Source organism: Haloferax gibbonsii ATCC 33959, assembly GCF_000336775.1.
Classification (GTDB): domain Archaea; phylum Halobacteriota; class Halobacteria; order Halobacteriales; family Haloferacaceae; genus Haloferax; species Haloferax gibbonsii.
Window position 1 is genome coordinate 68,094 of record NZ_AOLJ01000025.1, and the last position, 26,968, is coordinate 95,061.

Annotated in this window: 29 protein-coding genes; 21 read left to right on the forward strand and 8 right to left on the reverse strand. The window is 66.4% G+C overall.

Features of this window, described 5'->3' with window-relative positions; translation table 11 throughout:
* Positions 1-117 precede the first annotated feature (117 nt).
* The 8 genes from purB (at position 118) to C454_RS17015 (ending at position 7,690) form a co-directional block, all read left to right on the forward strand.
* Positions 118-1,509, forward strand: a complete 1,392-nt coding sequence (gene purB / locus C454_RS16980; RefSeq protein ID WP_004977523.1) for an adenylosuccinate lyase — start codon at positions 118-120, stop codon at positions 1,507-1,509.
* A 316-nt stretch (positions 1,510-1,825) separates the two neighbouring features.
* Positions 1,826-2,899 carry a glucose 1-dehydrogenase gene (locus tag C454_RS16985; protein ID WP_004977524.1) on the forward strand — a complete coding sequence of 358 codons (1,074 nt, stop codon included), beginning with the start codon at positions 1,826-1,828 and terminating at the stop codon, positions 2,897-2,899.
* Positions 2,896-3,528: a transcriptional regulator GfcR gene (gene gfcR / locus C454_RS16990; RefSeq protein WP_004977525.1), complete on the forward strand. Its 633-nt coding sequence runs from the start codon at positions 2,896-2,898 to the stop codon at positions 3,526-3,528. The genes C454_RS16985 and gfcR overlap by 4 nt, the downstream gene beginning before the upstream one ends.
* A gap of 96 nt (positions 3,529-3,624) precedes the next feature.
* Positions 3,625-3,969 carry a glutaredoxin family protein gene (locus C454_RS16995; protein WP_004977526.1) on the forward strand — a complete coding sequence of 115 codons (345 nt, stop codon included), beginning with the start codon at positions 3,625-3,627 and terminating at the stop codon, positions 3,967-3,969.
* 168 nt (positions 3,970-4,137) lie between these two features.
* Complete coding sequence (locus C454_RS17000) at positions 4,138-4,704, forward strand: DUF7110 family protein (RefSeq protein ID WP_004977527.1); 567 nt, start codon at positions 4,138-4,140, stop codon at positions 4,702-4,704.
* 137 nt (positions 4,705-4,841) lie between these two features.
* Positions 4,842-5,819 carry a phosphoadenosine phosphosulfate reductase family protein gene (locus tag C454_RS17005; protein ID WP_004977528.1) on the forward strand — a complete coding sequence of 326 codons (978 nt, stop codon included), beginning with the start codon at positions 4,842-4,844 and terminating at the stop codon, positions 5,817-5,819.
* Positions 5,820-5,953: 134 nt separating this feature from the next.
* On the forward strand, positions 5,954-6,907 hold the full coding sequence (locus tag C454_RS17010) for a phosphoadenosine phosphosulfate reductase family protein (protein WP_004977529.1): 954 nt from the start codon (positions 5,954-5,956) through the stop codon (positions 6,905-6,907).
* A gap of 72 nt (positions 6,908-6,979) precedes the next feature.
* Positions 6,980-7,690, forward strand: coding sequence for a diphthine--ammonia ligase (locus C454_RS17015; RefSeq protein WP_004977530.1), 711 nt, complete (start codon positions 6,980-6,982; stop codon positions 7,688-7,690).
* Positions 7,691-7,747: 57 nt separating this feature from the next.
* On the opposite strand, the gene C454_RS17020 is transcribed toward C454_RS17015, so the two are convergent.
* Positions 7,748-8,716: a sugar phosphate nucleotidyltransferase gene (locus C454_RS17020; RefSeq protein WP_004977531.1), complete on the reverse strand. Its 969-nt coding sequence runs from the start codon at positions 8,714-8,716 to the stop codon at positions 7,748-7,750.
* 114 nt (positions 8,717-8,830) lie between these two features.
* On the opposite strand from C454_RS17020, the gene C454_RS17025 reads away from it, so the two are divergent.
* Positions 8,831-9,130, forward strand: a complete 300-nt coding sequence (locus tag C454_RS17025; RefSeq protein WP_004063969.1) for a transcriptional regulator — start codon at positions 8,831-8,833, stop codon at positions 9,128-9,130.
* 9 nt (positions 9,131-9,139) lie between these two features.
* Here C454_RS17025 and C454_RS17030 read toward each other — a convergent pair whose 3' ends face one another.
* The 4 genes from C454_RS17030 to C454_RS17045 form a co-directional block, all read right to left on the reverse strand.
* Positions 9,140-9,985 (reverse strand): HNH endonuclease, encoded by an 846-nt coding sequence (locus tag C454_RS17030; RefSeq protein ID WP_004977532.1) that lies wholly within the window; start codon positions 9,983-9,985, stop codon positions 9,140-9,142.
* 69 nt (positions 9,986-10,054) lie between these two features.
* Positions 10,055-10,738, reverse strand: coding sequence for a type 1 glutamine amidotransferase domain-containing protein (locus C454_RS17035; RefSeq protein WP_004977533.1), 684 nt, complete (start codon positions 10,736-10,738; stop codon positions 10,055-10,057).
* 102 nt (positions 10,739-10,840) lie between these two features.
* Positions 10,841-11,407, reverse strand: a complete 567-nt coding sequence (gene hpt, locus C454_RS17040; protein WP_004977534.1) for a hypoxanthine/guanine phosphoribosyltransferase — start codon at positions 11,405-11,407, stop codon at positions 10,841-10,843.
* Positions 11,408-11,567: 160 nt separating this feature from the next.
* Complete coding sequence (locus C454_RS17045; protein WP_004977535.1) at positions 11,568-11,969, reverse strand: hypothetical protein; 402 nt, start codon at positions 11,967-11,969, stop codon at positions 11,568-11,570.
* Positions 11,970-12,508: 539 nt separating this feature from the next.
* Here C454_RS17045 and C454_RS17050 point away from each other — a divergent pair.
* The 12 genes from C454_RS17050 to C454_RS17105 all read left to right on the forward strand — a co-directional run bounded on the left by C454_RS17050 (position 12,509) and on the right by C454_RS17105 (position 23,864).
* Positions 12,509-12,937, forward strand: coding sequence for an NAD-binding protein (locus C454_RS17050; protein WP_004977536.1), 429 nt, complete (start codon positions 12,509-12,511; stop codon positions 12,935-12,937).
* Positions 12,938-12,939: 2 nt separating this feature from the next.
* Positions 12,940-15,141 carry a universal stress protein gene (locus C454_RS17055; protein WP_004977537.1) on the forward strand — a complete coding sequence of 734 codons (2,202 nt, stop codon included), beginning with the start codon at positions 12,940-12,942 and terminating at the stop codon, positions 15,139-15,141.
* 89 nt (positions 15,142-15,230) lie between these two features.
* Entirely contained in the window at positions 15,231-15,710 is a 480-nt protein-coding gene (locus C454_RS17060; RefSeq protein WP_004977538.1) for an Lrp/AsnC family transcriptional regulator, read from the forward strand.
* 168 nt (positions 15,711-15,878) lie between these two features.
* The gene (locus tag C454_RS17065; protein WP_004977539.1) at positions 15,879-16,973 is read left to right on the forward strand and encodes a monovalent cation/H+ antiporter subunit E; all 1,095 of its coding nucleotides are present in this window, start codon (positions 15,879-15,881) and stop codon (positions 16,971-16,973) included.
* A 2-nt stretch (positions 16,974-16,975) separates the two neighbouring features.
* Positions 16,976-17,263 carry a cation:proton antiporter gene (locus C454_RS17070; protein WP_008092688.1) on the forward strand — a complete coding sequence of 96 codons (288 nt, stop codon included), beginning with the start codon at positions 16,976-16,978 and terminating at the stop codon, positions 17,261-17,263.
* A gap of 1 nt (position 17,264) precedes the next feature.
* Entirely contained in the window at positions 17,265-17,582 is a 318-nt protein-coding gene (mnhG, locus tag C454_RS17075; RefSeq protein WP_004977541.1) for a monovalent cation/H(+) antiporter subunit G, read from the forward strand.
* A gap of 2 nt (positions 17,583-17,584) precedes the next feature.
* The gene (locus C454_RS17080; protein ID WP_004977542.1) at positions 17,585-18,121 is read left to right on the forward strand and encodes a DUF4040 domain-containing protein; all 537 of its coding nucleotides are present in this window, start codon (positions 17,585-17,587) and stop codon (positions 18,119-18,121) included.
* Positions 18,118-18,582, forward strand: a complete 465-nt coding sequence (locus C454_RS17085; RefSeq protein ID WP_004977543.1) for an MnhB domain-containing protein — start codon at positions 18,118-18,120, stop codon at positions 18,580-18,582. The genes C454_RS17080 and C454_RS17085 overlap by 4 nt, the downstream gene beginning before the upstream one ends.
* Entirely contained in the window at positions 18,579-18,938 is a 360-nt protein-coding gene (locus C454_RS17090) for a cation:proton antiporter subunit C (protein ID WP_004977544.1), read from the forward strand. Before C454_RS17085 ends, C454_RS17090 begins: the two co-directional genes overlap by 4 nt.
* Positions 18,931-20,409 (forward strand): monovalent cation/H+ antiporter subunit D family protein, encoded by a 1,479-nt coding sequence (locus C454_RS17095; RefSeq protein WP_004977545.1) that lies wholly within the window; start codon positions 18,931-18,933, stop codon positions 20,407-20,409. Before C454_RS17090 ends, C454_RS17095 begins: the two co-directional genes overlap by 8 nt.
* Positions 20,410-22,122, forward strand: coding sequence for a cation:proton antiporter (locus C454_RS17100; protein WP_004977546.1), 1,713 nt, complete (start codon positions 20,410-20,412; stop codon positions 22,120-22,122).
* Complete coding sequence (locus C454_RS17105; RefSeq protein ID WP_004977547.1) at positions 22,122-23,864, forward strand: Na(+)/H(+) antiporter subunit D; 1,743 nt, start codon at positions 22,122-22,124, stop codon at positions 23,862-23,864. The genes C454_RS17100 and C454_RS17105 overlap by 1 nt, the downstream gene beginning before the upstream one ends.
* Positions 23,865-23,889: 25 nt before the next feature.
* Here C454_RS17105 and coaBC read toward each other — a convergent pair whose 3' ends face one another.
* The 3 genes from coaBC to C454_RS17120 form a co-directional block, all read right to left on the reverse strand.
* On the reverse strand, positions 23,890-25,047 hold the full coding sequence (coaBC, locus tag C454_RS17110; protein WP_004977548.1) for a bifunctional phosphopantothenoylcysteine decarboxylase/phosphopantothenate--cysteine ligase CoaBC: 1,158 nt from the start codon (positions 25,045-25,047) through the stop codon (positions 23,890-23,892).
* Between the two features lie 87 nt (positions 25,048-25,134).
* Positions 25,135-25,911, reverse strand: a complete 777-nt coding sequence (locus tag C454_RS17115) for an NAD(P)/FAD-dependent oxidoreductase (protein ID WP_004977549.1) — start codon at positions 25,909-25,911, stop codon at positions 25,135-25,137.
* Positions 25,912-25,992: 81 nt separating this feature from the next.
* The gene (locus C454_RS17120) at positions 25,993-26,961 is read right to left on the reverse strand and encodes a DUF7551 domain-containing protein (RefSeq protein ID WP_004977550.1); all 969 of its coding nucleotides are present in this window, start codon (positions 26,959-26,961) and stop codon (positions 25,993-25,995) included.
* Between the last annotated feature and the right edge of the window lie 7 nt (positions 26,962-26,968).

A 26,968-nucleotide genomic window follows, 5' to 3' on the forward strand; every position in this document is an offset into this window, starting at 1 on the left:
GTGCGACGACACGCAGCCGCAGAGCGCGTCTGAGTGGGCATACTTGTGCGCAAGTATCGCCTCCGCGGCGGCGACGAACCCCCGGCGTTTAACCTCCCCCATCGTGACGACTCAGACATGACCGACGCCGACCGGCACGACCCGCTGTACGCGGTGTCCCCGCTCGACGGGCGATATGCCTCCCGAACCGCACCCCTCGCGCCGCACGTCAGCGAGGCCGCCCTCATGCGCGCCCGCGTTGAAGTCGAAGTGGAGTACCTCCTCGCGCTCGCCGACCTCGACGCGACGCCGCTTTCGTTCTCCGAGAGCGAGCGCGCCGACCTCCGAGCGCTCTACGAGGCGTTCGACGCCGACGACGCCGACCTCGTGAAACGGCTCGAAGTCGAGGGCGCGGAAGGCTTCTCGGCGACGAATCACGACGTGAAGGCCGTCGAGTACTTCATCCGAACCGAGACCGACGAGTCGGTCCACCCGTGGATTCACTTCGGGCTCACCTCCGAGGACGTGAACAACCTCGCCCAGCGTCTCATGGTGAAGGGCGCGGTCGAGGAGGTCCTCGTGCCCGAACTCCGCGACACCCGCGACGAACTCGTCTCGCTCGCGCGGGAGTTCCGCGACGTGCCCATGCTCGCGCGCACTCACGGGCAGCCCGCGACCCCGACGACGTTCGGCAAGGAGATGGCCGTCTACGCCGCCCGTCTCGGTCGGACGCTCGCCCGCGTCGAGGCCGCGACCGACGAACTCGCCGGCAAGCTCGCGGGCGCGTCGGGCGTCTACGCCGCCCACGTCGCCGCCTACCCCGACGTGGACTGGCGGGCGTTCTCCCGCGAGTTCGTCGGGTCGCTCGGCCTCGAACACACCGCGCTCGCCACGCAGGTCAACCCCTGCGACGACCTCGCGGCGCTGTTCGACGCCGTCCGCGGCGTCAACAACGTCCTCGTCGACCTCGACCGCGACGCGTGGCTCTACGTCTCCGACCGCTATCTGGGACAGGAGGCCGTCGAGGGCGAGACCGGCTCGTCGACGATGCCGCACAAGGTCAACCCCATCGACTTCGAGAACTCCGAGGGCAACCTCTCGAAGGCCAACGCGGACCTGACGTTCCTCGCCGACTACGTGACGACCTCGCGCCTCCAGCGCGACCTCTCGGACTCCACGGTCAAGCGGAACATCGGCGCGGCGTTCGCCCACTGCCTCATCGGCTACAAGAAGACCCAGACCGGCCTCGGCAAGGTCGTCCCGAACGAGCAGGTCATGCGCGACGAACTCGACGACACGCCGGCCATCATCGGCGAGGCCGTCCAGACGATTCTCCGCCGCGAGGGCGACACGCAGGCCTACGAGCGAGTGAAGGAGCTCACCCGCGGCCGCGAGGTGACCCTCGACGACTTCCACGACCTCTTCGCGGACCTCGACGTTGACGAGGAAACTCGCGAGGAACTGCTCGCGCTCACGCCCGCGACGTACGTCGGTCTCGCGGACGAACTCGTCGACGACATCGAGAACTGAACCGTCGACCGGGTCGTCGGAACGTCGGCCCGGCGAAGCGGTACGCTATTTGCTGCGGTCGGTCGAACGCGTCGCTGAGCCGAGCGACCGTCAGGAGAAAACCGAGACCGCCTCAGAAGCCGACGGGCACGGGGTATCGGCTTCGGTGCGGTTCGGGCACGGGTTCGGCGAGCGCCGGCACGGTTGGGCTGGACAGGCTGGTCCGCGCGAGGCGGTTCGTCATGGGCTGGTGCGACGACGCAGGGCGCTCACCGTGGCTGAATTATTTACTCATCATAGAATAAGTCTTTTGGTGGGGTGGTGCATTGGTGGGGGTATGAAAGCAATCGCCGTCAGGCGCGGGGAAGACAAACCGGTCGTCATCGAGAAGCCGCGACCGGAACCCGACGTCGGGGAGGCGCTCGTCCGAACGCTTCGGGTCGGCGTGGACGGGACGGACCACGAGGTCATCGCCGGCGGCCACGGGGGGTTCCCCGAGGGCGAAGACCACCTCGTGCTCGGCCACGAGGCGGTCGGTATCGTCGTCGACCCGAACGGCACCGAACTGGAGGAAGGCGACATCGTCGTGCCGACGGTCCGCCGCCCCCCGGCGTCCGGGACGAACGAGTACTTCGAGAAGGACCAACCCGACATGGCTCCCGACGGGATGTACGCCGAGCGCGGTATCGTCGGCGCGCACGGGTTCATGTCCGAGTACTTCACCAGCCCGTCGGACTACCTCGTCCGCATCCCGCGCTCGCAGGCCGAACTCGGCTTCCTCATCGAGCCCATCTCCATCACCGAGAAGGCCCGCGAGCACGCCTACGCGAGCCGCTCCGCGTTCGACTGGACCCCCTCGTCGGCGCTCGTCCTCGGCAACGGGAGCCTCGGACTCCTGACGCTCGCCATGCTGAAAGCCGACGATAAGGGCTACGAGGACCTCTACTGCCTCGGTCGACGCGACCGCCCCGACCCGACCATCGACATCATGGAGAAGCTCGGCGCGACCTACGTCGACTCCCGCGAGACCTCGGTCGAGGAGATTCCGGACGCACACGAGCACATGGACTTCATCTACGAGGCGACCGGGTTCCCCAAACACGCCATCCAGTCGGTGCAGGCGCTCGCGCCGAACGGCGTCGCCGCGCTCCTCGGCGTCCCGAGCGACTGGGAGTTCGAGGTCGACGCCGGCGCGTTCCACCGCGAGATGGTTCTCCACAACAAGGCGCTCGTCGGCAGCGTCAACTCCCACGTCAAGCACTTCGAGGCCGCGACCGTGACGTTCACCAAGCTCCCGCGGTGGTTCCTCCGCGACCTCGTCACCGGCGTCCACCCGCTTTCGGAGTTCGAAGCAGCATTCGAAGACGACGACACCACTATAAAAACGGCCATCGAATTCGATACTGTATGAAGAACGTCGACGACCTCATCGCCAGCGCGGCGGAGCTCGCGGACCGTGGCCTCTCGAAGGGCGAGATTGCCGACGAGTTGAACGTCTCCCGCGAGACCGCAAGCTGGCTGGTCGAACGGAGCGGCGCGGCGACCGAACCCGAACCCCAGGTAGAGCCCGACGGCCCCGACGACATCCACGTCGATTGGAACGCCATCGGCAGCGGCGGCAAGCGTCTCACCTACGTCGGGCGCGCGCTCGCCGACCTGCTCATGGAGACGAACGGCGAGGCCGACGTGACCGTCGGTATCGAGAAGGCGGGCGTCCCCCTCGCGACCTCCGTCTCGCGCGAACTCGAAACGACCCTCGCCGCCTACTCGCCCGCGAAACACCAGTGGGACGAAGGCGACATCGAGGACCTCGGCGGCGGCTTCTCCCGGAACTTCGCCCCCGTCGAGGGACGGAACTGCTTCATCGTCGACGACACGGTGACGAGCGGTACGACCCTCCGCGAGACTATCGACGCCATCCGCTCCGAGGGCGGCGAACCCCTCGCGTGCGTGGTCATCGTCGACAAGCAGGGCGTCGAAGAGATAGACGGCGTCCCGGTTCACTCGCTCATCAACGTCGTCCGCGTCGGCGAGCAGTAACGCCCAGCACGGGCCGCCGCGCAGTCGGAGTCGGCCCTGCGGACCGAACCCACCGGCGACGCAACTCCTTTGTCCGCCCGGCGGTTATCTGGGCGCATGACGTTCCAACCGGAGAGCTTGGACCCAGAGGAAGTACAGTCCCGCGTCGACGAAGCCGTCGCGGACAACCGCGTCGTCCTGTTCATGAAGGGTAACCGCCTGATGCCGCAGTGCGGCTACTCCGCGAAGGCGGTCGACCTCATCTCCCAGTACGTCGACGAGTTCGAGACCGTCGACGTGCTGCCCGCGCTCCCGCACTACCGCGAGGCGCTCAAGGAGAAAAGCGACTGGGAGACCATCCCCCAGACGTTCGTCGACGGCGAGTTCGTCGGCGGCAGCGACATCCTCGAAGAGCTCGACGAGCGCGGCGAACTCGAAGCGACGCTGACCGGCGCGAACTGACCGCCGGAAGCGACCCCGGCAGACCGCCGGACCGCGGCCCGACGCCGACTTCTTATCTGTCGCCTAACGAGAAGGGGAGGCCATATAAGCCTCGAACTCGTACATGCACACAGGTATCGCCATCCGGGTGCGCCCGCACCGTGGCTCTCGTCGATACCGAAGCCAACAATGTCAGGCCGCGTATATCGACTCCATTCGACGTTGGAACTGCCACTCGAAGACGTGATGGACTACTTCGAAAACGACCCAGAACTGCCGCCTGAGGTCGAGAACGTAGACATCACCCGCCGAAACAACACCCTCATCATCAAAGCCGTCTCCGCCGACGACAACCTCAGCAAGTACACGCCGACGGCCCAGTTGAAAGCGAGCGTGACGGAAAATCGCGTCTACGAGGAAGAGCCGCCCCGAGCGGGCGCGCCCAACTGGGGAGACGACGAAGAAGAGGAGATACCCTCCGAACTCGTCGAGTTCGCCTGCTTCAAAGGCGACCTCGAAACCGTGCTCCAGAACACGGCGCTCCAGTACCCGATGTTCCTCGTCCTCCGCGAGATCGCAATGCTCTCGGAGAAGGGGACGCTGACCGCTATCACCGAGGAAAGCGACGAACTCCAGGCGACGCGCATCGTCGAGGGCGAAGTCCGCGCCGCCTCCGTCGAAGTCGTCGAGAACCCCCAGCAGAACGGGTCCTCGGACAGCGGAATCAACTGGCGCGACAACAAGTTCATCTCCTAACCGCGTCGTATCTTCCCACCCCGTCACCGCCGAGCCACGTGAGTCAGCGGCCCAAATCGTGTTCGGCGGTATCACGCATCACACTAATCCTCGGGCAAAAAGCATTTACACCGCCTAATTAGATGTAATTACACATCATGTCGGAAGCCGAAGCCTTCCCGGACTACCTCGACGTCGACTACACCGACGGCGAGGGCGAGACGCCGGAGGACTACCCGAGTATCGAGGACAAGATCGAGAAGGCCATCGAGGTCACGAAGCAGGGACTCGAGCAGTACGAGAACCCCGCCGTGATGTGGACCGGTGGCAAGGACTCCACGCTCACGCTCTACTTCATCAAGGAGGTCGCAGAGCGCTACGACCTCGAAGTCCCGCCGGCGGTCTTCATCGACCACTACCAGCACTTCGACGAGATCATGGACTTCGTCAAGCACTGGGCCGACGAGTGGGACCTCGACGTCATCTGGGCCCGCAACGAGGACGTCGGCGCGTACGTCGACGAGAACGGCCTCGAACCCGGCGACGACATCCCCGTCTCGGAACTCTCCGAGCACAACCAGCACCACATCCGCAACATCCTCGAGTACGAAGAGGACACCTTCCCCTTCCTGCTCGACACCTACGTCGGCAACCACCTGCTGAAGACCGTCGCGCTCAACGACACGCTCGAGGAGTACGACATCGACGGCGTCATCTCCGGCGTCCGCTGGGACGAACAGGAAGCCCGCGCCGACGAGACGTTCTTCAGCCCCCGTCACAACCCCGACATCTACCCCCCGCACGACCGCATTCAACCCATCCTCCAGTTCGAAGAGAGCGCCGTCTGGGACGCCTTCTGGTACTTCGCGGTCCCGGACACCGTCGAGAACTACCCCGAGGACGGCTACGTCCCCACGAGTGACACCGACCTCCCCGAGGGCGTCACGCAGGAGGACGTTCCCGTCTCGCCGAAGTACTTCGCCGGCTTCCGGAGTCTCGGCAGCGAGGTCTCGACCGACAAGTCCGCCGAGGAACCGGCGTGGCTGCAGGACATGGAGAACACGACCGAGCGCGCGGGCCGCGCCCAGGACAAAGAGGACCTGATGGAGCGCCTGCGCGACCTCGGCTACATGTGAAGTCGGTCGACGGCTAACCCGACGAGACGTTCTTTTTCGACGCTGGCTCCCCGACGCCGACTGCAGAGAGTGACCGCGACTGCGACTGTCTCGCAGCGGAAACAGGGATATCCTCAGCGAGCGACATCTGTGGCATGAGCCTCGCGTTCCCCGACTATCTCGACCTCGACTACGCCGACGGCCGAGACCAGACCGCCGCCGACTACCCGACGCTCGAAGACAAACTCCAGAAAGCGGCCGCGGTGACCGCGACCGCCCTCGAACAGTACGAGCGCCCGGCCGTCATGTGGACCGGCGGCAAGGACTCCACGCTCGTCCTCTACGTCGTCCGCGAGGTCGCCGCCGACATGGGCGTTCCCGTCCCGCCCGTCGTCTTTATCGACCACTTCGAGCACTTCGACGAGACCGAGGCGTTCGTCCGCGAGTGGGCCGACCGATGGGGCCTCGACCTCGTCGTCGCCCGCAACGAGGACTTCGCGCGACTCGGCGCGTCGCCCGGCGACGAGATTCCCCTCTCGGAGCTCGGCGACGACACCCGCCGCGAACTCGCCCGCCTCGGCTACGAGGGCGAGACCATCGTCCTCGACGCCGACACCTTCGAGGGCAACCACCTGCTGAAGACCGTCGCGCTCAACGACACGCTCGAAGACCGCGGCTTCGACGGCGTCTTCTCGGGCGTCCGCTGGGACGAACAGGAAGCCCGCGCCGACGAGACGTTCTTCAGCCCTCGTCACGACTCCGAGAGATATCCGCCGCACGACCGCGTCCACTCCATCCTCCAGTTCGAGGAGGCCGACGTGTGGGCGGCGTTCTGGAACTACATCGTCCCCGACTCGGTCGAGGGCTACCCGGCGGGCCACGTCCCCGCCGCTCTCGACGACCTCCCGGAGGGCGTCGAACCCGCCGACCTCCCCGTCTCGCCGAAGTACTTCGAGGGCTACCGCTCGCTCGGCACCGAATCCGGCTCCGCGAAGTCCGACGACCGACCCGCGTGGGTGCAGGACCTCGGCGCGAGCGCGGAACGCGAGGGGCGCGCGCAGGACAAAGAGGACCTGATGGGTCGGCTTCGCGACTTGGGTTACATGTAATGCGAGCTGCTCGAAACGAGTCCGCGGCGTCCACACCGTAGCGCCTATCTCCCCCAACACGCTATCGCCTCCATGACAGCCGAGTGGGTCAGCCTCTTTTCGGGCGGGAAGGACTCCTCGTGGGCGCTCTACCGCGCGCTCGAGGAGGGTCTGAACGTCACCCGTCTTCTGACCGTCCACCCCAGCGACGACTCGTACATGTACCACGTGCCGGCGACCGACCTCGCCGCGCTCGCCGCCGAAAGCACCGGCATCGAACTCGTCGAGGTCCACCCCGGCGACCTCGAAGCGACCGACGCCGACGACTCGGGCGCGCAGGGCGACGCCGAACTCGAACCCCTCGAAGCGGCGCTGTCGGACCTCCAATCCAAGATCGACCTCGCGGGCGTCACGGCTGGAGCCATCGAAAGTGAGTTCCAGACCAACCGGATTCAGGCGATGTGCGACCGCCTCGGAATCGACCTGTTCGCCCCGCTGTGGCAGGAAGACCCCCGCGAACTCGGCGACGCCATGCTCGAGGCGGGCTTCGAAATCACCATCATCCAGGTCGCGGCCCACGGCCTCGACGAGTCGTGGCTCGGCCGGACGCTCGACGCCGACGCGCTCGACGAACTGGAGGCGCTCAACGAGCAGTACGGCGTCCACATCCTCGGCGAGGGCGGCGAGTTCGAGACGCTCGTCACCGACGGCCCGCACATGGACCGCCCCATCGAACTGGAGTACGAGACGGAGTGGGAGGGGACTCACGGCAGGCTCCGCATCACCGACGCGTACCTCGGCTAAGAAAGAGCGTCCGCGGTTACAGTTCGGACCGCGGTTACAGTTCGGACCGCGTTCGCGTTACTGGCCGTTCGTCAGCCGCGAGTGCGCCCCGATGAGGGCGTTCGAGAGGTCGAGGCTCTCGATGTGCGTCTCCTCGTCGACGATGGAGTTCTTCAGCTCCGCGTTTCGGATGACCGCGCCGGGGAAGACCACGGACTCTTCGAGCACGGAGTCTTCGACCACCGCGTTGGCCATCACGTGGACGTTGGTGCCGACCTCGGTGTTCGTGAGCGTCGCCGACTCGTGGACGAAGTTCTCGCCGCCGAGGTACCACGCCACGGCGTCGAGGTAGCTCTGGGGCGTGCCGATGTCGAACCACGCGCCGTCGAACGTGTAGGCGAACACGTCGCCGTTCTGCTGGAGCCACTGCATGAACCAGCCGGGCTCGTCGGGGTTGTTGTCGCCGGAGAGATACTCGTCGAACTTGGGCAGGTCGTCCGCCGGGAAGGCGTAGCAGGCGATGGAGACGAGCGTGCTCTTGGGGTCTTCGGGCTTCTCCTGGAAGTTGATGACGCGGTCGCCGTCGAGTTCGACGAGGCCGTAGGACTTCGCGCGCTCCTTGTCGCCCACGTCGTAGGCGGCGAGACACGGCTCGTTTTTCTCGTAGAAGAAGTCCACGAAGTCGCCCACGTCGAAGCTGATGAGGTTGTCGCCCGCGATGACGACGAGGTCCTCTTCGACCTCCTCGCGGTCGATGAGCTGGGCGAGCGCGCCCACGACGCCGAACTTCTCGTCTTCCTCGCTGGTGTCTTCGACCGACAGCGTCGGCTTTTCGAACGGCGATTCGTCGATGTACTCCTCGAACGCGCCGGCGAAGCGCTCGTTCGTGCTCACGAACACCTCAGAGACCCGGTCGTCGGCTTCCAGGTCTTCGAAGATGGTGTCGATGACCGTCTGGTCGCCGACGGGCAAGAACATCTTGGGTCGGTGTTTGGTAATCGGCCACAGACGCGTTGCGTACCCACCGGCAAGGACGACTGCCTTCATATCCCCCAAATCCCGCCACGTGGACAAGGCCTTTTTGCATCCTCTCTATTCTGCTGACACTTCCGGGCGGAAGGCGGCGCAAGGGATTTTCCCTTCGACTCCCAATCGAGCGATATGACAGCCCGGGAGTCCGACACGACGGCCCGCCAGCGCATCGCCGACGCCCTCCGCGACGACCCCGCGACGGCCTCCGAGCTTTCGGCGAGCGTCGGCGTCTCGGTGTCGTCGGTGTACGGCCACCTCCAGCACGTCGCTCAAACAGTCCACGGAGCGGACGGCGAGCAGTTCCTCGTCGCGCCGCCGGAGTGCAAACACTGCGGCTTCAGCGCCTTCGACGACCCCGTGAACTACCCCTCGCGGTGCCCGGAGTGTCGAAGCGAGGGCATCGAAGAGGCCGTGTTCAAAATCGAGTAGTCGGTCGGTCTAAAACGACGCCACGGTCCGATTGTGGTAGTCGAGGGAGTCGGCGTCGAGGTCGTGGTCCTCGCGGACCGAAAGCGAGGTGCCGTCCAACTCGCGTTCGTAGGCGTGGGCGATAGTGTACGTCTCGGGGTCGACGGCTATCATTCCGTAGTCGAAGTCAGCGTGGTGGTCCGGACAGAGAACGAGGAGATTCGCCTCGACGTCCGGGCCGTCGTGGGGCCGCCCGAGCGGTTTGAGATGGTGCGCCTCCGCGTAGCCGTCGTGGACTCCTCGACGGCGACGCTCTCCACAGACCTGGCACGTGTGAGAGTACCGCTCTTTCAACTCGGTCGCAAGCGCCGTGTTTCGAATGATTCGGCTTCGCGTCGTCGCGGTGCGTTCCGCGGGCGCGAGGTCCGCCGCGGCTTCTTCCTCGTCGATCCGCTCTCGCCTCTCGTGACGGCGGCGGAGCACGAACCGGTAGACGTCCCTGTCGTCTCCCTCGAACGGGCCGTGCGCGTAGTCGACGACTTCGACCTGACCCTGGTACTCCCAGTCAGCCCCGGCCGATCCTCGATGGAAGAAAAATATCGGTAACGGATGGTGTTTGGCCCGCGCGAGGAACTTGTTGCCACCGGTGAGCGTCTGGTCGCCGGTCCGCCCCTCTCCGATGTACGTGAACTGGCCGCCGGTCACGTCGTCGCCGTACGGTCCGGTATCGCTCGAAAAGAGGCGGAGATACCGCTGGTCGTCGTCGTCGTAGCAGATTTCGATGCCGCGGCCCGTCATTCCGCGGTCGAATCGGGACCGGAGTTCCGACCCGCTCAACCGCTCTCCGGGTTCGAGCGAGAGCCCTGCGAGTTTCACGACGGAACCGACGGACGAGTCACGAAAAAGGGTTCCCCACGATGGTTCGTTGCCACCGGGCGGTGCCGCTTATGCCGCGTCTAACTCGTCCAAGAGCGTCCGCGCCGCCGCCGACGAGGAGCCGGGACCGCGCGCGGTGATGAGGTCGCCGTCGACCGTGACGCTGGTGTCGCTGTCGAGTTCGGCGTCCCAGACGCCGCCGGCGGCCTTCACCTCGTCTTCGACCCAGTACGGGAGCTTTCGGCCGTCGGGCATCAGGTCGTTTTCGTCGACGATGCCTTCCTCCCACTCGTTGGGGAAGCCGGTGACCTCGCGTCCCTCGACGAGGAACGAGCCGTCGGCCTCGCGGGTGAACCCGAGGATGCCGACCGCGTGACAGACGACGAGCGCCTTCGAGTCGTCGCCGGCGACCGCCTGCAAGAGCGCCTGTCGGGCGTGTCGGTCCTGATTGACGTCCCACGCGGTTCCGTGGCCGCCGGGGAACACCACGGCGTCGTACTCGCGGGCGTCGACCTGCGCAATCGGCTCCGGATTCTGCAGTCGCTCGTCGTTCTCGTGGACCTCGACGACGCGTTCGGCGAGTTCCTCGCCGACCTCCTCGGGGTCGATAGAGCGCTCGTCGACGACCGGCGGCGCGCCCGTCGGCGTCGCGACCGTCACGTCCACTCCGGCGTCGGTCAGGGTAGTGAGCGGCTCGATGCATTCCTCTCCCCAGTAGCCGTCTTCGCTGACGATGAAAAGCGCCGATGTCATCGCTCCCGGGTACGGTCCGGCCACAAAAAGGCCCCGCGGAGGCGGAAATCCGCGGGGGAGGGCGGCGCGACGGTGAGGCGTCGCGGCCGCGTCGGTGTCGGGTCAGTCGTCGCCGTGTTCGTCGACGATGACGACTTCGCCGTCTTCGACGGTGACGTTGATGAGCGTCTTGACGTGGTGGTCCGAGTCGTCGAGTTCGTTCGGGCCGGCCTTCTTGATGATGGCGACGGTGTCGACGACGTCCGCGCCGATGTGGTCGAGCGCGTCGAGGACGGCCTTCATCGTGCCGCCGGTCGAGAGCACGTCGTCGAGGACGAGCACGCGGTCGCCCTCGTTCACGTCGTTGATGAACATGTCGCCCTCGGAGTAGCCCGTCTGCTGGTGGAGCGAGACCTCGCCGTCGAGGCCGTACTCGCGCTTGCGGATGACGACGAGCGGGATGTCCGTCATGAGCGAGACGGCCGTCGAGATGTGGATGCCCATCGCCGCGGGCGTGACGATTTTGTCCACGTCTTCGAGGTTCGCCTTGCGGATGATCTTGATGACGATCTCGCGCAGGAGCCCCGGTTTCAGCATCGGAACGCCGTCGCTGATGGGGTGGACGAAGTACTCGTAATCTCCTTTTTCGATGATCGGCGCGTCGAGAAGGGACTGACGCAACTGGTCCATGGCGCTCGTTTCCCCGGTTAGGCATAAAATGTGGCGGTTCGATGGCTCTCGGACACGCCGACCCACGTCTCGCGGTATCGACTACCGCGGACCGACCGACGCCGAGCGCGACCGCTCTCCGACGACGGTCTCCGCACGGAGCGCGCCGCTCCGTGGACGGTTACATCCCGCCGAGAAGTTGTGACGCGGTCTTCACCAGCGGTTCGACGGTTTCGTCGGGCTCGACGAAAAGCAGCATGCCACGGCCGCCGCAGTAGACCTGCAACACGCCGTAGCCGTCGCGTTCCTCGAACCGGTACTCGACGCTGTTCTGTACCGGACTAAGCCCGGAAAACAGCCCGCGCTCCATGAACTCGCGCCGAGTCTCCTCGGCGAGCGAACTCAGGTGCGTCACGAGTTCGTCGCGACTCCCGAAGTCCTCGCGGACCGACTCCCCGACGTGAAACAGGTCGAAGGCCGTCGCACCGTAGACGGCGACCAGAGAGACTGCCCCCTTCGCAGTCCCCCGAAGCGCGTCCATCGCGACCTCGCTGTCGGGCCCCGGTCCGTTGACGGATGCCATCCGTGACGGGTCGATTATCATTCGTTTCCCCCCTTGCCCTGACGCTGCGCGTCTCCCTGCCCGGAGCGCGCGCCTGGACGTATCATAGATGTCCGATTGTGAGTCAGTATTATAAATTTGAGGGTCACACTGGAGGTAATAATTCGCCCCCGCCAAATCCGGCCGGAGACCACCTGAAACCGCCGTCTACTGCGAGACCTGACTCCCTGATTTGACCCCGGTCTCGAGGACGGCGTTTCGACCCCCTCGTGGCTGGTAGGAACCGTTACGAAACGTGTCCGCGAGCGCGATATCGCACAAACACATCGATTTTTAATGAACTACAGTACTCGAATTTTCAGTTATCTCATCTCAAAACCAACAGACAGCGTAGTGGTTCGGGGTCGGTTCCGCCTTCTCCAGCATTCTAGGACGATTCGACAAATATTATCCTTTCATTTTGTCGATTGGCTACAAAACCCGATTGAAATATAAGCTTCCGTCCCATAGATAGCGTGAGTGACCGAACGCTGCGCCCAGTTTGAGTCACGACCATACCCATGATACACCAACCACTCGTACTCGGTGGAGAGCACGCGGGTCGCGCGCTCGCCGAGCGACTACTGGAGGAGTACGAATCCGTCACGTTCATCGACGAGAACGAGGCAGTGGTCGCCCACGCGATCGAACGCGGTATCGACGCGCGAGTCGCGGCGTTCGACGAGCCACAGTCCCTCCGAACCGCGTGGAACGCAGACGCGGACGCGGTCATCGTCGTGGGGCGGGTCGACCCGACGAACCTGCTTCTCACGCAGGCCTCGCGGACGACGTTCGACGTCGACCGAATCACCGTACTCGTTAACGACCCGCAGAACACGGACGTGTTCGAGGACCTCGGTGTGGAAGTCATCTGCGCCACGTCGCTCGTCACTGACATGGTCGTCGGGTCGAGCGCCGAACCGGCAGAGGACGCCCGAGCGGGAGGATAAACGTGGAAAAAACGCTCGAACGAGACCTCGGTCTCTTCTCGGTGCTCGCGATCAGTATCGGGGCGATGGTCGGCAGCGGAATCTTCATTTTACCGGCGCTTGCGATCGACATCGCGGGTCCCGCGGTTATCCTGGCGTACTTGATCGCCGGCATTCTCGTGCTGCCCGCGGCGCTGTCGAAATCCGAGATGGCGACGGCGATGCCCGAAGCCGGCGGCACCTACCTGTTCATCGAGCGAGGGATGGGCCCACTGTTGGGAACCATCGCCGGTATCGGCACGTGGTTCTCGCTCTCGTTCAAGGGTGCGCTCGCACTCGTCGGCGGCGTGCCGTACCTGCTGTTGCTGTTCGACGTCCCCTCCACGGTCGTCACGCCGGTCGCGCTCGCGCTCGCGGCGCTCCTCGTCGTCGTCAACCTCGTCGGGGCGAAACAGACCGGGAGGCTACAGGTCGGAATCGTCGCCATCATGCTCGTCGCGCTCGTCTGGTTCGTCCTCGGCGGGACGCCGACCGTCGAGTCGACGAACTTCCGTCCGTTCTTCAACGGCGGAGTCGGCGGCTTGCTCACCGCGACCGGTCTCGTGTTCGTCTCCTACGCGGGCGTGACGAAAGTAGCGAGCGTCGCCGAAGAGGTCGAAGACCCCGACCGAAACATCCCGCTCGGCATCCTCGGGTCGCTCGGGTTCACGACGGTCCTCTACGTCCTCATCGTCGCCGTGATGGTCGGAGTCACCGACCGCGGCGTCCTCGCCGAGAGCGCGACGCCGATGGCGCTCGCCGCGGAGGCGTCGCTCGGAACCGCCGGCGTCGTCGCCGTCGTCGTGGCTGCGGTCCTCGCGCTGGTCAGTACCGCGAACGCCGGGGTTCTCTCCTCGTCGCGGTACCCGTTCGCGATGAGCCGAGACAAACTCGCCCCGCCGTCGCTGTCGACGATTAGCGACCGGTTCGGAACCCCGAGCACGTCGATTACCCTCACGGGCGTCGTGCTGTTGCTCCTCATCGCGTTCGTTCCGCTGCTCGACATCGCGAAGCTCGCGAGCGCGTTCCAGCTCCTCGTGTTCGTCCTCATCAACCTCGCCGTCGTCGCGTTCCGAGAGGGACACGTCGAGTACGAACCGTCGTTCACCTCGCCGCTGTACCCGTGGATGCAGGTGTTCGGCGCGGTCAGCGGTCTCGTCCTCCTCACGCAGATGGGGACCGTCCCGCTCGTCGGCGCGGTCGTTCTCACAATCGCGGGCGCCCTCTGGTTCTTCGTCTACGCCCGGTCTCGCGTCGACCGCGAGGGCGCGGCCGCCGACGCTGTTCGCCAAGAGGTCAGCCGCAACGCGGTCGAACGAGCCGAAGCGGCCATCCAAGCGCACCGCGACGAGTACCACGCCCTCGTGGCGATTTCGCACGACATCTCGAAAGCCAGAGAGCGGGCGCTGATTCAGGTGGCTTCGAGGCTCGCTCGCGCCAACGACGGGCGGGTCACGGTCGCGCGGTTCGAGACGGTGCCGGACCAGACGTCCTTGGCCTACGCGTCAGCGGTCGAATCGCCCGCAGACGTCGAGTTCGAACGACAGACCGACGAGCTCGACGACGAGTTCGGCGTGCCGATACGGTGCGGCACCATCGTCACCCACGACACGCGACACGCGGTCGTCAACTACGCCGACAACCAGGACGTCGACTTCCTCCTCGTAGAGCACCCGACGGGGACAAAGCGCGTGAGCGAGCGGCTCTTCGGAACCGACACGTCGTGGATTCTCCGCCACGCACCCTGCGAAGCCGGTCTACTCAAGGGACCCGAACTCGACGGGATTCACACCGTCGAACTGCTCGCGAGCCAGGGGCCGTACGACCCGACGAAAGTCGCCGTCGCGGACGCGCTGGCGAGCGAGTCCGAGGGTCGAATCCACCTGAGCCACTGCGGGGACACCACCGACTCGGCGGCCCGGCGACAGTCCCTCGAACAGTACAAAGCCGACATCGCGGAGCTGTGTAGCGCTCCCGTCGAGATGGGGACGCTCTCCACGGACGGTGGCCGCCACGCCCCGTCGACCGAGAGCGACCTCCTCGTTGTGGCCGCCGACGAGTGGAACGGGGCGTCGGACGCGAAGGCGGTCATCGACGAGTGGAGCGGTTCGGTACTCGCGGTTCACGGTCAGGACGCGGCTCGGCGCGGGCGACTCATGCGCGCGCTCGACCGTCGGTTGTTCTGACCCCGGCGGACAGTTCACCGCGTTCCGCGCGTTCGTCGGTGGTTTACGCGACCAAAACACATATTTTCAGGAGCCCCATTGGTCGGCTCATGGCGTCGACATCCATCGACGAGCTCGATAGATACATCCTTTATGCGCTGCAGAAAGACGCGCGACACACGTCGGGAAACGATATCGCGTCCGCACGTAACGTCTCTTCGAGCACGGTTCGAAACCGGATTTCGAAGCTCGAATCGAGCGGGATTATCCGGGGGAGCCACCTCGACATCGACTACGAGGCGCTCGGCTACCAGCTCCACACGATCATCTTCTGTACGGCGCCGATTTCGAAGCGAGAAGAACTCGCGAAGAACGCCCTCTCGGTCGAGGGAGTCATCTCGGTTCGGGAGATCATGTCCGGCGAGAAGAACGTCCACATCGTCGCGCTCGGTCGAAACAGCGACGACCTGAGTCGCATCGGGCGCGAACTCAGCGATATGGGGTTCGAGATTGCGGAAGAAGAGATAATCCGCAACGAGTACACCTGTCCCTACAGCCCGTTCGCCGGAGACTCGACGAACGAGCCGTAACCCCGGATGTCGACGCCGTTTCAGCGGTCTCGATTGGACACTGCGACCCGCGTCTGACCGTCGGATAGCGGAAAGGGTTTTGCTTGGCTTTCGCTACAGACACGTAGTACCAATGAGCCAGTATCGAACGTCCCGACGAATCGTCCGGTCCGACTTCGGAGGTGGCTGATGCCCGATACGAGTTCCCGTATTCTCGTTCCGGTCGGAGAGTCGTCCACGTTCCGGAACACCGTCGCATACGCGGTCCGCGAGGCGCGGCGCATCGCCTCGGAGACCGGCGAAGAATCGACCGTTCACTTCGTGTACCCCGTCCGATGGCAACTGGTCGACGAGAGCGAGCGTTCAGCGGCCGACGCCGTCGCCGAAACCCTCGAACGGGCGCGCGTCTGGGCGAACGACGACCTCGACTACGACGACGACGGCGACCTCGACGCCGAGGACGTCTCGGTCTCTATCGAAACCGCCGTCGTCGGCGAGGACCGATACCTCTTCTCACCGAACGATTTCGCCGAAGTACTCCTCGAGTACGCTCGTGACCGCGGCCTCGACCGCATCGTTCTCGACCCGGAGTACCAACCCGGCGGGAGCGCACCGATGCTCCAGCCCCTCGAGTTCGAACTCGCGCGGTCGGGGCTACTGGTCGAGGAAGCGCCGGTCGACCGCGTCGTCGAGCGCAGCCGACTTCCCAGCCGAGCGAACGTCTCGAAGGCCCTCGCGATGTTCGGCGTCTCGTTCGGGTTCTACCTCCTCCTCGCGGGCGTCTTCGACACGTTCAACCTCGTCACCGGCGCGGTCTCCGCCGGCGTCGTGACGGCGGTCTTCGCGCGCATCTCGTTCGTGAACACGCCGTCCGCGACCGGAAGCGTCGCCCGAATCGCCCGCTTTCTCCTCTACGTTCCCTACCTGTTGTGGGAGATCGTGAAGGCCAACTTCTCCGTGGCCTACATCATCCTCCACCCGGACCTCCCCATCGACCCGGAGATGCAGCGGTACCGGGCGGCGATTTGGGGTGACCTCTCGGTGACGACCCTCGCGAACAGCATCACGCTCACGCCGGGGACCCTGACCGTCGATATGGACCGCGACAGTCTCATCATTCACTCGCTCACCGGCTCCGCCCGAGACGGGCTCGCGGGCGGCGCGCTCGAACGCGCCGTTCGGTTCGTCTTCTACGGACGCTCGGCGGCTCGTATCCCGACGCCCGCAGAGCGCGGGACGATAGCCTCGTGGACCGACGACGACCAAACGGACGGTGACGAGTGACGATGCTCGGACAGCTCTCGACGTTCGAGACGGTGTTACTCGGTGCCGCGGGCGCGTTCATCACGTTCGCGGTCGTCCTCCTGTACCGCGTCGTCCGCGGACCGACGATGGAAGACCGCGTCATCGCGATCAACGCCATCGGGACGAACACGGTCGTCGTGTTGGCGCTCGTCGCCGCCGCGTTCGGTCTCTCCGGATTCCTGGACGTCGCGCTCGTGTACGCGCTCTTGAACTTCCTCGCCAGCATCGCCATCTCCAAGTTCATCGTCGAGCGCGGGGGTGTCCTCTGAGATGACGCCCCTCGAATACCTCGTCGTGGGACTCGTCCTCGCGGGCGTCTTCTTCAGTTTCGTCGCGGTCGTCGGAATCATCCGACTGCCCGACCTCTACACCCGCGCCCACGCGACTTCGAAGAGCGATACGCTCGGAACGGTGCTCTCCCTCGGCGGAATCGCGCTCCTGTTCGGCGCGGAGGTCTCCGCCGTCAAGACGGTCTTGCTTCTGTTGTTCATGCTCATCACTAACCCGACGGCCGCTCACGCCATCGCACGGGCGGCCCACGACCAAGGTATCGAACCGTGGACCGCGAGCGATGAGGAGGGCGACTGAACGTGCAGTTACTCCTCTACGGCGTGTTGCTGACGTTCGTCGTCTTCGCCGCGCTCGCCGTGGCCTTCCTCCGAGACATCCTCAGCGCGATTATCGCGTTCGCCGGGTTCAGTTTCGGCGTCGCAATCGTCTACATCCTCCTCAGAGCGCCCGACGTCGCGCTGACGGAAGCGGCCGTCGGGGCGGGTGTCACGACGGTGTTGTTCCTCCTGGCAATCGTCCGAACGGTCCGGCCGGGCGGGGACCGACTCTTCGAGCGCGTCGCGTGGGGGCCCGCGATAATCGCGACCGGTCTCGTGGGCGTGTTGCTCACGACGGTTCGGTCGCTCCCCACTATCGGCGACCCGACCTCGCCGGTCGCGACCTCGGAGATCACCCGGTATTACCTCGAAAACGCCTATCCGCAGACCGAAGTCGAAAACGTCGTGACGGCGATTTTGGCCGCCTACCGCGGGTTCGACACGCTCGGTGAGGCCGCGGTCGTTCTCGCGGCGGGGCTCGCGGTCCTCGTCGTCCTCCGCAAGGAGGTGTACGTATGAGCGCCACCGACGGCTCTCTCAGCGCGTACGTCGAGAGTACGATTATCATGACGACGGTTCGCGTCGTCAGCCCGTTCGTGTTCACGTTCGGGCTGTTCGTCATGTTCCACGGCGCGGAGTCCGCCGGCGGCGGGTTCCAGGGCGGCGCGATCGTCGCGTCGAGCATCATCATGCTCGCGTTCGCGTTCGGTATCGAGCCGACGCGCGAGTGGCTCGACGACAGCGTCATCCGACTCCTCGTCGGCGTCGGCGCGACGACGTTCGTCGGTATCGGAATCGGTGCGCTCGCGTTCGACGGGGCGTTCCTGGAGTACGCCGCCTACGGTATCAGCCACGGCGTGAAGTACGGTATCGAACTCGTCGAACTCGGCATCGGCGCAATCGTCGCGGGCGTCATCGTCTCGCTGTTCATGAACCTCGCGGGTGGATTCAACCACGACTCCGGAGGTGACGACGCGTGATCGACCTCCTCACGACGCACTACAACTACGTCGCGAGCATCCTGCTGTTCGGTATCGGACTCTACGTCGTCATGGGCAGTCCGAACCTCGTCAAGAAGATCATCGGTATGAACATCTTCCAGGTCGGCATCTTCCTGTTTTTCGTGACGACCGGGTACGTCGACGGCGGGGCTCCGCCCGTGGTCGGCCACGGCGAAGAGACGTTCGTGAGCCCGCTTCCGCACGTGCTCATCCTGACGGCTATCGTCGTCGGGGTGAGCCTGACGGCGGTCGCGCTCGCGCTCGTCATCCGCATCTACGACGGCTACGGTTCGCTGGACGAAGACGTCATCAAGGAGGTGCAGGTCGATGACTGACGCGCTCGTCCTCCTCGTGGTCGTCCCCATCGCCGCGTCGCTGTTCCCCGTCGCTCTCGGGGGCCGGTTCGAGCGAATCGGTTGGTTCGTCGCGGCCGCGATGGGCCTCGTCCACCTCGGACTCTCCGCGACCGTCGCGGCGCGGGTTCTCGACGTCGGCCGGATCTCGTACGCCGTCGGTGGGTTCGAACCGCCGTTCGGCATCGAACTCGTCGCCGACGGCATCTCCGCGCCGCTGCTCGTGCTCGTGTCGCTTTCGACGCTCGGCGTGCTCGCTTACGCCCGCCGCGCGGGGCCGCACTCGAACGCGTTCTACAGCGAACTCGCACTGCTCACGGCCGGCATCTCCGGCGTCTTCGCGACCGCGGACGTGTTCAACCTGTACGTCTTCCTGGAGATTACGGGACTCGCGACCTACGCCCTCGTCGCCAGCGGTCGGTCGCCGAGCGCGGCGTTAGCGAGCCTCAAGTACCTGTTCGTCGGGACCATCGGCGCGTCCCTCTACCTGCTCGGCGTCGGGTACCTCTACATCATGACGGGGACGCTCAACATGGCGGACCTCACCGAGGCGGTCGCGTCTGTCGGCTACTCCTCGCCAGCGATACTGACGAGCTTCGGGCTCATCGTGACAGGCCTCCTGGTCAAGGTCGCCGTCTTCCCGCTGCACACGTGGCAGCCCGGTGCCTACGCCGAGTCGCCCGACACCGTCAGCGCGTACATCTCCGCGCTCGTCTCGACGGCGGCCGGCTACGCGCTCGTCCGCATCATCTACGCGGTGTACACGACCGAGTTCCTCGACGAGGTCTCGCTCGCCGGCGACGCCCTCGTGGCGCTCGCGTCGGTGAGTATCGTCGTCGGGGCGGTCCTCGCGGTCATGCAGTCCGACCTCAAACGCATGCTCGCGTACTCCTCGGTCTCGCAGTTCGGTCTGGTCGTCGCCGCGATCGGCCTCGCGAACGAGACGGCGCTCGTCGGAGCGGTCGTCCACCTCGTCGGCCACGCGGTGATGAAAGGCGGGCTGTTCCTCACCGTCGGCGTATTCGCCACCGGTCTCGGCGTGCGGACGGTCGAGGACTTCGCGGGACTCGCCGCGAAGGCACCGGTGTCGAGCGCGGCGTTCGCCGTGCTCGCCTTCTCGATGGTCGGCATCCCGCCGGCCGTCGGGTTCGTCGGGAAGTGGAACATCGTCGTCGGTGCGGTCGAAGCCGGCGCGTGGTCCGTCGCGGCCGTCGTCGTGGTGAGCACGCTTCTCACCCTCGCGTACTTCGGCCGGGTCATCGAGCGAATGTACTTCACCGCGCCCGAACCCGAGGCTGACGCCGTCTCGACCGACGGCGGAAACGAAACCGTCGAGGTGTCGTTCGGCATGCGCGCGGTCGTCGTCGTCTCGGCGGTCGCCGCGGTGGTGCTCGGCGTTCTCGGCTCCGACCTCATCACCGTCATCCAACCGGCACTGGAGGTGTACTTCTAAATGACAGACGTTTTCTCACTGAGACCGCTCGCGGCGGTGCTAGCCGCGGCGGTCGGTATCGTCACTATCGTCGCATCGAAACGCAGTCCCAACGTCAGGGAGGGCTTCACCGTCCTCTCTGCGGTCTCCGCACTGGGTATCGTCGCAAGCATGGTTCCGGGGGTTCTCAACGGGACGACGTACGTCACCGACCTCGGGACGTTCGTCCCCGGAGTTCGGTTCGTCCTCCGGGCCGACCCGCTCGGGATGATATTCGCCCTGCTCGCGAGCCTCCTGTGGCTCATCACGAGCTTCTACAGCATCGGCTACATGCGCGGGCTGGACGAACACGCCCAGACGCGGTACTTCGCGGCCTTCGCGGGGAGCGTCAGCGCCGCCCTCGGCGTCGCGTTCGCCTCGAACCTCATCGTCCTGTACGTCTTCTACGAGCTGTTGACGGTGGCGACGTATCCGCTCGTCACGCACGACGAGACCGAGGAGGCCCGAAAGGCCGGTCGGAAGTACCTCGCGTACACCTTCGGTGGCGGGGTCGCCGCCCTGGCCGGGACGGCGCTCGTGTTCTTGACGACCGGAACCGTCGAGTTCTCCGCTGGCGGCATCGCCGCGCTCGCGAACGCCGACCCGGTCGTCGCGCGGGCCGCGTTCGCGCTGCTCGTCGCCGGCTTCGGCGTGAAGGCCGCGCTCATGCCGGTCCACTCGTGGCTCCCCGACGCGATGGTCGCCCCGACCCCGGTCTCCGGGTTGCTCCACGCCGTCGCGGTCGTCAAAAGCGGCGTGTTCGGTATCGCCCGCGTCATCCTCGACGTGTACGGTCCCGACGCAGTCGGCTCGCTCGGAGTCGGCCTTCCGCTCGCCGCGGTCGCCGCGTTCACCATCGTCGTCGCGAGTATCATCGCTCTCCGACAGGACAACCTCAAACGGCGGTTGGCGTACTCGACGGTCAGCCAGCTCTCGTACATCGTCCTCGGGTTGGCCCTACTCTCCCCCGCGGCGCTCGTCGGCGGGCTGCTCCACATCCCCGCCCACGCGTTCATGAAGCTCACTCTGTTCTTCTGTGCGGGCGTGATTCACGTCGAGACGCACACCGACGATATCAGCGATATGGCGGGAATCGGCCGGCGGATGCCGCTGACGATGATTGCGTTCACCGTCGCGAGCCTCGGGATGGCCGGCCTGCCGCTGGTCGCCGGGTTCGTCAGCAAGTGGTACCTCCTCATCGGGAGCATCGAGACGGGACAGACGGTCTTCGTGTTCGTGCTCTTGGCGTCCGGCCTGTTGAATATCGGCTACTTCTGGCCGGTCATCTACCAGGCGTTCTTCCAGACGCCGGAGGACTCGGACGCGAAACCGCTCATCGAGTTCCCCATCGGCGGCGTGCGGGCAGTCACCGACGGCGGGTCGAAAGACTCGGTCGCCGAGGGTGAGCAGTACGCCGTCGACCGGAATCCGAGCGACCACGTCGCCGTGGCCGACGGCGAGTCCGACCACGACGCCGCGACCGACGGCGAACCCGACCACGACCACCACCACGGCGGCGCACCGGCCGGCGGGTGGGAACGTCGTCGACTCGGCACCGAGAGCACGTGGTTCATGATGGCCCCGATTACGATTGCCGCGGCCGGCGCAATCGTCCTCGGGGTCGTTCCCCAGACGGCGGTGTTCCTCGCGCTCGTCCAGCGCGTCGTCGCCGACGTGACGGGGGTGGTGTTCTGATGTCGACAGCCACACTCCTGCCGCCGGCGTTCGTCGTGCTCGCGGTCGCGCTCGTCATGCCGTTCGTCTCGCGTCGGGTCGGGCACGCCCTGGGCGTGCTCTCGACCGGCGGGGTGGCCGTCTGGTCGCTTCTCGCCCCGGCCGGCGCACACCTGCCGGTGACGTTCCTCGGCTTCGACGCCGTGTTGTTCAACGTCGACGAGTTCTCCCGGTTGATGGGGATTATCTTCGGCCTCATCGGCGCGGCCGCCGTCCTCTACTCGTACTCGTCGGACGCGCGGAACATCCAGACGGCCTACGCCCTCGGTTACGTGGGGACGAGCCTCGGCGCGGTCTTCGCCGGCGACTGGCTCACCATGGTGTTCTTCTGGGAACTCATGGCGGTCACGAGCACGCTTCTCGTCTGGGACTACGGCGGCGAAGCGGTGCGCGCGGGCTACCGCTACGCGATTGCCCACGGGCTCGGCGGCAGCCTGCTCATGGGCGCTATCGTCTGGCACTACGTCGAGGTGGGGTCGTTCCTCTTCTCGGCGACCGGCGGTATCGCGGCCGGCGTTCCGGCCGCGCTCGCGGCGCTCGGTATCGGCGTCAACGTCGGATACGTCGGGTTGCACACGTGGCTTCCCGACACGTATCCGCGTCCCCACTTCGCCGCGAGCGTCTTCCTGTCGGTCTACACGACGAAGACCGGGGTTTACGGCCTCGCTCGCGCGTTCCCCGACGGGAACCTCGCAATCGCGTACATGGGGACCGCGATGGCCGTCGTCGGCGTCGGCTACGCGCTCATGCAAAACGACATGCGACGGCTCCTGGCGTACCACATCCAGTCGCAGGTCGGGTACATGGTCGCCGGCGTCGGCATCGGCACGGCGCTCGCGACCGCCGGCGCGTTCGCGCACGTCTACAACCACATCCTCTACAAGGCGCTGTTGTTCATGACCGCCGGCGTCGTCCTCTCGCGGACCGGCGAAGAGAACCTCAAGTACCTGGGGAACCTCCGCGGGGCGTTGCCGGCGACCGCGCTCGCGTTCACCGTCGCCGCCCTCTCGATTAGCGGCTTCCCCGGCTTCAACGGGTTCGTCAGCAAGGGCATGATTACCGCCGCCGCCCACAAGGAGCATCTGGACGGCATCTTCTACCTCCTCCTCGCCGGGGGCGTCGGAACGTTCATGTCGTTCATCAAGTTCGGCTACTACGCGTTCTTCCGCGATGCGGACCGCGACTGGTCGCTCGACCGCGCCGGGACGGGCCAGTCGGTCGCGATGCTCAGCGTCGCGGGGCTCTGTGTCGCCTTCGGGCTGTACCCAGACGCGCTGTTCGCGATACTGCCCGGAAGCACCGCCGACGCGCACCCCTTCACGCTCAGCCACCTCGGCGAAGGGTTCGCGCTCGCCGTGCTCGGGGTCGTCGGCTTCGTGGTCGTGAAGAAACCGCTCTCGAAGGTCGGAGACGTGCCGGACGTCGACGCCGTGTTGAATCCCGCTGTCTTCTACGGCACCCGCGCGCTGGTTCGCGGCTCGACCGGTCTCTTCGCCGCCGTCGACCGCGTCGTCTCGACCGCGTCCTACGACGTCGCGGGCGCGATTGCGAACCCGTACCCCGCGTTGCGTCGGGTCGCCGGCGGCCTCGGACGGACCGAGGCGGACTCGATTACCGTCGGGAGCCTTCGCGCGACGATTGCGACGAGTATCGCACTCGTCGTGTTGATACTCGGCGGCGTGCTCGTCGGACTACTCGCGTAGTCCCGAGCCGGGCCGGGTCGTTTTTTCACGAGAGTTCCGTTTTCAGTTCGTCAGCGACGCGCGCGCCGAGCCCGTCTTTCGACCCGACGTACTCGCTCGTCTCGTCGGCGCGGACGACGAGCGCGCGGGTCTCGTCCGCGCCCATGACGGAGGCGTCGTTGGCGACGACGAACGCGAGGCCGACGCGGTCCATGATGCGGCGGGCCTCGCCGACCATCGCCTCGTCGTCGCCGGTCGTCTCGGCTTTGAAGCCGACGATGGTGAGGTCGGGATGCGAACCGCGGACCGCGTCGATGAGCTTCGGCGCGGGTTCGAGGTCGAGCGTGCGCGCCTCGCCGGAGCGAATCTTCTGGTCGGCCGCCTCGACGGTGAAATCGGAGATGGCGGCCGCGGAGACGAGCGCGTCGGCGTCGGCGTCGACCGCGGCCTCGACGGCCTCCAGCATCTCGGCCGCCGACTCGACGGCGAGCACGTCGGCGTAGTGTACGTCGTCGCCGTCGTGGACGAGCGTCACGTCCGCGCCGCGAATCGCGAGCGCGCGGGCGACGGCGCGACCCGTGCGACCGGAGGCGCGGTTCGAGAGGGTTCGAATGGGGTCGATGGATTCGGTCGTCGCGCCGGCGGTGACGACGACCGACTTCCCGGCGAGCGACTGTTCGGTCGTCGCCGTCGCCACGCCGGTGACGATGGCCTCCTCGGTGGCGATTTTCGCCTTCCCCTCCTCGACGCGCGGGTCGACGAACTCCACGCCCCACGACCGCACCCGCTCGATGGCGTCGAGGACGCCGGGGTGGTCGTACATGGGCTCGTGCATCGCGGGCGCGACGACGACCGGGACGCCCGCGCCGATGGCGGTGGTCGCGGTGGTCGTCACGGGGGAGTCGTCGACGGCGGCGGCTATCTTGCCGACCGTGTTGGCGGTCGCGGGCGCGACGAGGAACACGTCGGCCCAACCTTCGCGGCCGCAGAGTTCGACGTGTTCGACGCGGCCGGTAATCTCGGTCACGACGTCGTTGTCGGTGGCGAACTCGACGGCCCACGGGTGGATGATTCCCGTCGCGGCGTCGGTCATCACCGCGCGGACCGACGCGCCCCGCCGTCGGAGTTCGTGCGCCAACTCGACGACTTTCACGGCCGCGATACTCCCCGTCACCCCGAGCGCGACGTTCACACCTTCGAGCATTCACTCGTCTCTGCGCCCGCTATCGGTTAAAAGGATTCGCGTCCGCGCGGGGTGGTCTCGGACCGCACCCGCGCGAATCGGAGTCGGTTATTCGTCGAGTCGCCCGAGTTCGTCGTCGACGAGGCTCGGGTGCGTGCGCTGGGGCTCGTCGTGCGGTTCGGCGAAGAACTCGCGCATGACCTCGCGGGACTCGCGCTCGCGGCGGGCGCGCTCGTCGGCGTCTATCTCCTCGCAGGCCGGCGGCACCTCGCGGCCGCGGTCGGTGAAGTAGCCGGTCGGCGCGACCCAGTCGTTGTAGAACGCCGTCCCCGAATCGTGGACCAGCGTGATGGCCGTCTCCGCGGCGTCGCCGGCGGCGACGACCGCCTGGTGGTAAATCTCGGTCAGTCGCCCCGCGGCGTAGATGCCGGGGACGGCGGTCCGGCCGAGGTCGTCCACGTCGACGTAGGTCTTCGACCCGGCGGCGCGGAGGTCGACGCCCGTGTCTTCGAGGTACGACGCGTCGGACCACGACGCCGCGACGACCCGCGACGCCTCGACGGTCTCTTCGCCGTCGTCGGTCTCGACGGTCGCGCGGAACAGCGGGTCGTCGTCGCCGAGCACGTCGAGGTCGGTGACCCGGCCCGTCAGTCGGTCCGCGCCGTTTCGGTCGGCCTGTTCGGAGAGCAGGTCGGTGAACAGTCGACTGTTGACGCCCGCCGGGAAGCCGGGGACGTTTTCGAGGTGGGCGTTTCGGCGAACGATCGGCTCGCCGTCGTTGACGACGAGGGTGTCGAGGCCGGCGCGCGCGAGGAACGTCGCGGCGGTGAGGCCAGCGACGCCGCCGCCGACGACGAGCGCGTCTCGTGGATTCGTCTCGCTCATGCCGTGCGATAGCTCAGCGGCGAGTAAAACCGTGCGGATGTCGCCGAAGTCTGCCGAATCCCGTGCCGCGCGAGACGCGCGCTACCGCCCCAGCGACGCGCTCGGGTCGTTGAGCCAGCGGTTCTCGGCCGCCTCGACGCTGACGAGCCCCGCGGAGTCGCCTTCCGGGGTCATCCGGACGCGAAGCCGCCAGCGACCGTCCGAGAGCGCCTCGCCGTCGATGAAGCGCACCGCCCGCCCGGGCGTCCGTCGGAGGAGCGACACGGCGATGGGGAGCGTCGGAATCCGGCCGGTCCGCTCCGCGAGCGCGTAGTCGCCGAAGGTGAGTTCCCACGTCCGAGAGCTGTCGTCGCCGTCGGTCCGAGCGTCGGTACGGGCGTTCGTGGGGACGTCAGTTTCGGACATCCCGCCGGTCCCGACATCGGCCTCGGCGTCGGGAATCGGCCGTACCGAGTAGCCCTCGACGAAGCCGGCCGTTTCGAGGTGCCCGAGCGTCGCGTCAACCGGGTTCGGCGTCGCAGTCGGACAAAACAGGTCCGCGGCCGCCTCGACGACCGCCCGCTGCTCGGCGGGCGAGAGGCGGACGTCCAGTTCGCTCATCAGGCTCCACACCAAGGTGAGACAGAAGTCGTCGTGGTCGTCGACGACCTCGGCCAGCGTGAGGTACGTCTCCATCGCGGCGGTCTCGGCCTCCCGGTGGCCGAGTTCCGACAGCGCCTCGAACAGCGCGCCCGCGGTGTCGTGACAGAAGGCACTGTAGCGGGTGTAGTCGTCTTCCGACCCCGCTGCGGCCGACCGAGGCGGCCCCTTCGACACCTCGTACACCTGCGGGTCGTCGTACGGGATGTTCGGGTCGTATCGCCGAAGCGCCGCCCGGTAGTCTCTCGTCAGTTCCGCGGCCGCCCCGGCGGTGCGCCGGTCCGGAAACCGCCGGCCCGTCGCGGCACCGGGCTCCGAACCAGTGCGACCGCACACTATCGCGTAGTCGCCGTCGGGACGCGCCAGCGACCGAATCTCGGCCCTGACGTCCCGAAGCGTCCCCCCCACCATCTCGGCT

What these genes read in the sequence shown, in the direction of transcription:
- purB (WP_004977523.1), top strand. Translation starts at nt 118, where the DNA reads ATGACCGACGCCGACCGGCACGACCCGCTGTACGCGGTGTCCCCGCTC.
- C454_RS16985 (WP_004977524.1), top strand. Translation starts at nt 1,826, where the DNA reads ATGAAAGCAATCGCCGTCAGGCGCGGGGAAGACAAACCGGTCGTCATC.
- gfcR (WP_004977525.1), top strand. Translation starts at nt 2,896, where the DNA reads ATGAAGAACGTCGACGACCTCATCGCCAGCGCGGCGGAGCTCGCGGAC.
- C454_RS16995 (WP_004977526.1), top strand. Translation starts at nt 3,625, where the DNA reads ATGACGTTCCAACCGGAGAGCTTGGACCCAGAGGAAGTACAGTCCCGC.
- C454_RS17000 (WP_004977527.1), top strand. Translation starts at nt 4,138, where the DNA reads ATGTCAGGCCGCGTATATCGACTCCATTCGACGTTGGAACTGCCACTC.
- C454_RS17005 (WP_004977528.1), top strand. Translation starts at nt 4,842, where the DNA reads ATGTCGGAAGCCGAAGCCTTCCCGGACTACCTCGACGTCGACTACACC.
- C454_RS17010 (WP_004977529.1), top strand. Translation starts at nt 5,954, where the DNA reads ATGAGCCTCGCGTTCCCCGACTATCTCGACCTCGACTACGCCGACGGC.
- C454_RS17015 (WP_004977530.1), top strand. Translation starts at nt 6,980, where the DNA reads ATGACAGCCGAGTGGGTCAGCCTCTTTTCGGGCGGGAAGGACTCCTCG.
- C454_RS17020 (WP_004977531.1), bottom strand. Translation starts at nt 8,716, where the DNA reads ATGAAGGCAGTCGTCCTTGCCGGTGGGTACGCAACGCGTCTGTGGCCG.
- C454_RS17025 (WP_004063969.1), top strand. Translation starts at nt 8,831, where the DNA reads ATGACAGCCCGGGAGTCCGACACGACGGCCCGCCAGCGCATCGCCGAC.
- C454_RS17035 (WP_004977533.1), bottom strand. Translation starts at nt 10,738, where the DNA reads ATGACATCGGCGCTTTTCATCGTCAGCGAAGACGGCTACTGGGGAGAG.
- hpt (WP_004977534.1), bottom strand. Translation starts at nt 11,407, where the DNA reads ATGGACCAGTTGCGTCAGTCCCTTCTCGACGCGCCGATCATCGAAAAA.
- C454_RS17045 (WP_004977535.1), bottom strand. Translation starts at nt 11,969, where the DNA reads ATGGCATCCGTCAACGGACCGGGGCCCGACAGCGAGGTCGCGATGGAC.
- C454_RS17050 (WP_004977536.1), top strand. Translation starts at nt 12,509, where the DNA reads ATGATACACCAACCACTCGTACTCGGTGGAGAGCACGCGGGTCGCGCG.
- C454_RS17060 (WP_004977538.1), top strand. Translation starts at nt 15,231, where the DNA reads ATGGCGTCGACATCCATCGACGAGCTCGATAGATACATCCTTTATGCG.
- C454_RS17065 (WP_004977539.1), top strand. Translation starts at nt 15,879, where the DNA reads ATGCCCGATACGAGTTCCCGTATTCTCGTTCCGGTCGGAGAGTCGTCC.
- C454_RS17070 (WP_008092688.1), top strand. Translation starts at nt 16,976, where the DNA reads ATGCTCGGACAGCTCTCGACGTTCGAGACGGTGTTACTCGGTGCCGCG.
- mnhG (WP_004977541.1), top strand. Translation starts at nt 17,265, where the DNA reads ATGACGCCCCTCGAATACCTCGTCGTGGGACTCGTCCTCGCGGGCGTC.
- C454_RS17085 (WP_004977543.1), top strand. Translation starts at nt 18,118, where the DNA reads ATGAGCGCCACCGACGGCTCTCTCAGCGCGTACGTCGAGAGTACGATT.
- C454_RS17095 (WP_004977545.1), top strand. Translation starts at nt 18,931, where the DNA reads ATGACTGACGCGCTCGTCCTCCTCGTGGTCGTCCCCATCGCCGCGTCG.
- C454_RS17100 (WP_004977546.1), top strand. Translation starts at nt 20,410, where the DNA reads ATGACAGACGTTTTCTCACTGAGACCGCTCGCGGCGGTGCTAGCCGCG.
- C454_RS17105 (WP_004977547.1), top strand. Translation starts at nt 22,122, where the DNA reads ATGTCGACAGCCACACTCCTGCCGCCGGCGTTCGTCGTGCTCGCGGTC.
- coaBC (WP_004977548.1), bottom strand. Translation starts at nt 25,047, where the DNA reads ATGCTCGAAGGTGTGAACGTCGCGCTCGGGGTGACGGGGAGTATCGCG.
- C454_RS17115 (WP_004977549.1), bottom strand. Translation starts at nt 25,911, where the DNA reads ATGAGCGAGACGAATCCACGAGACGCGCTCGTCGTCGGCGGCGGCGTC.
- C454_RS17120 (WP_004977550.1), bottom strand. Translation starts at nt 26,961, where the DNA reads ATGGTGGGGGGGACGCTTCGGGACGTCAGGGCCGAGATTCGGTCGCTG.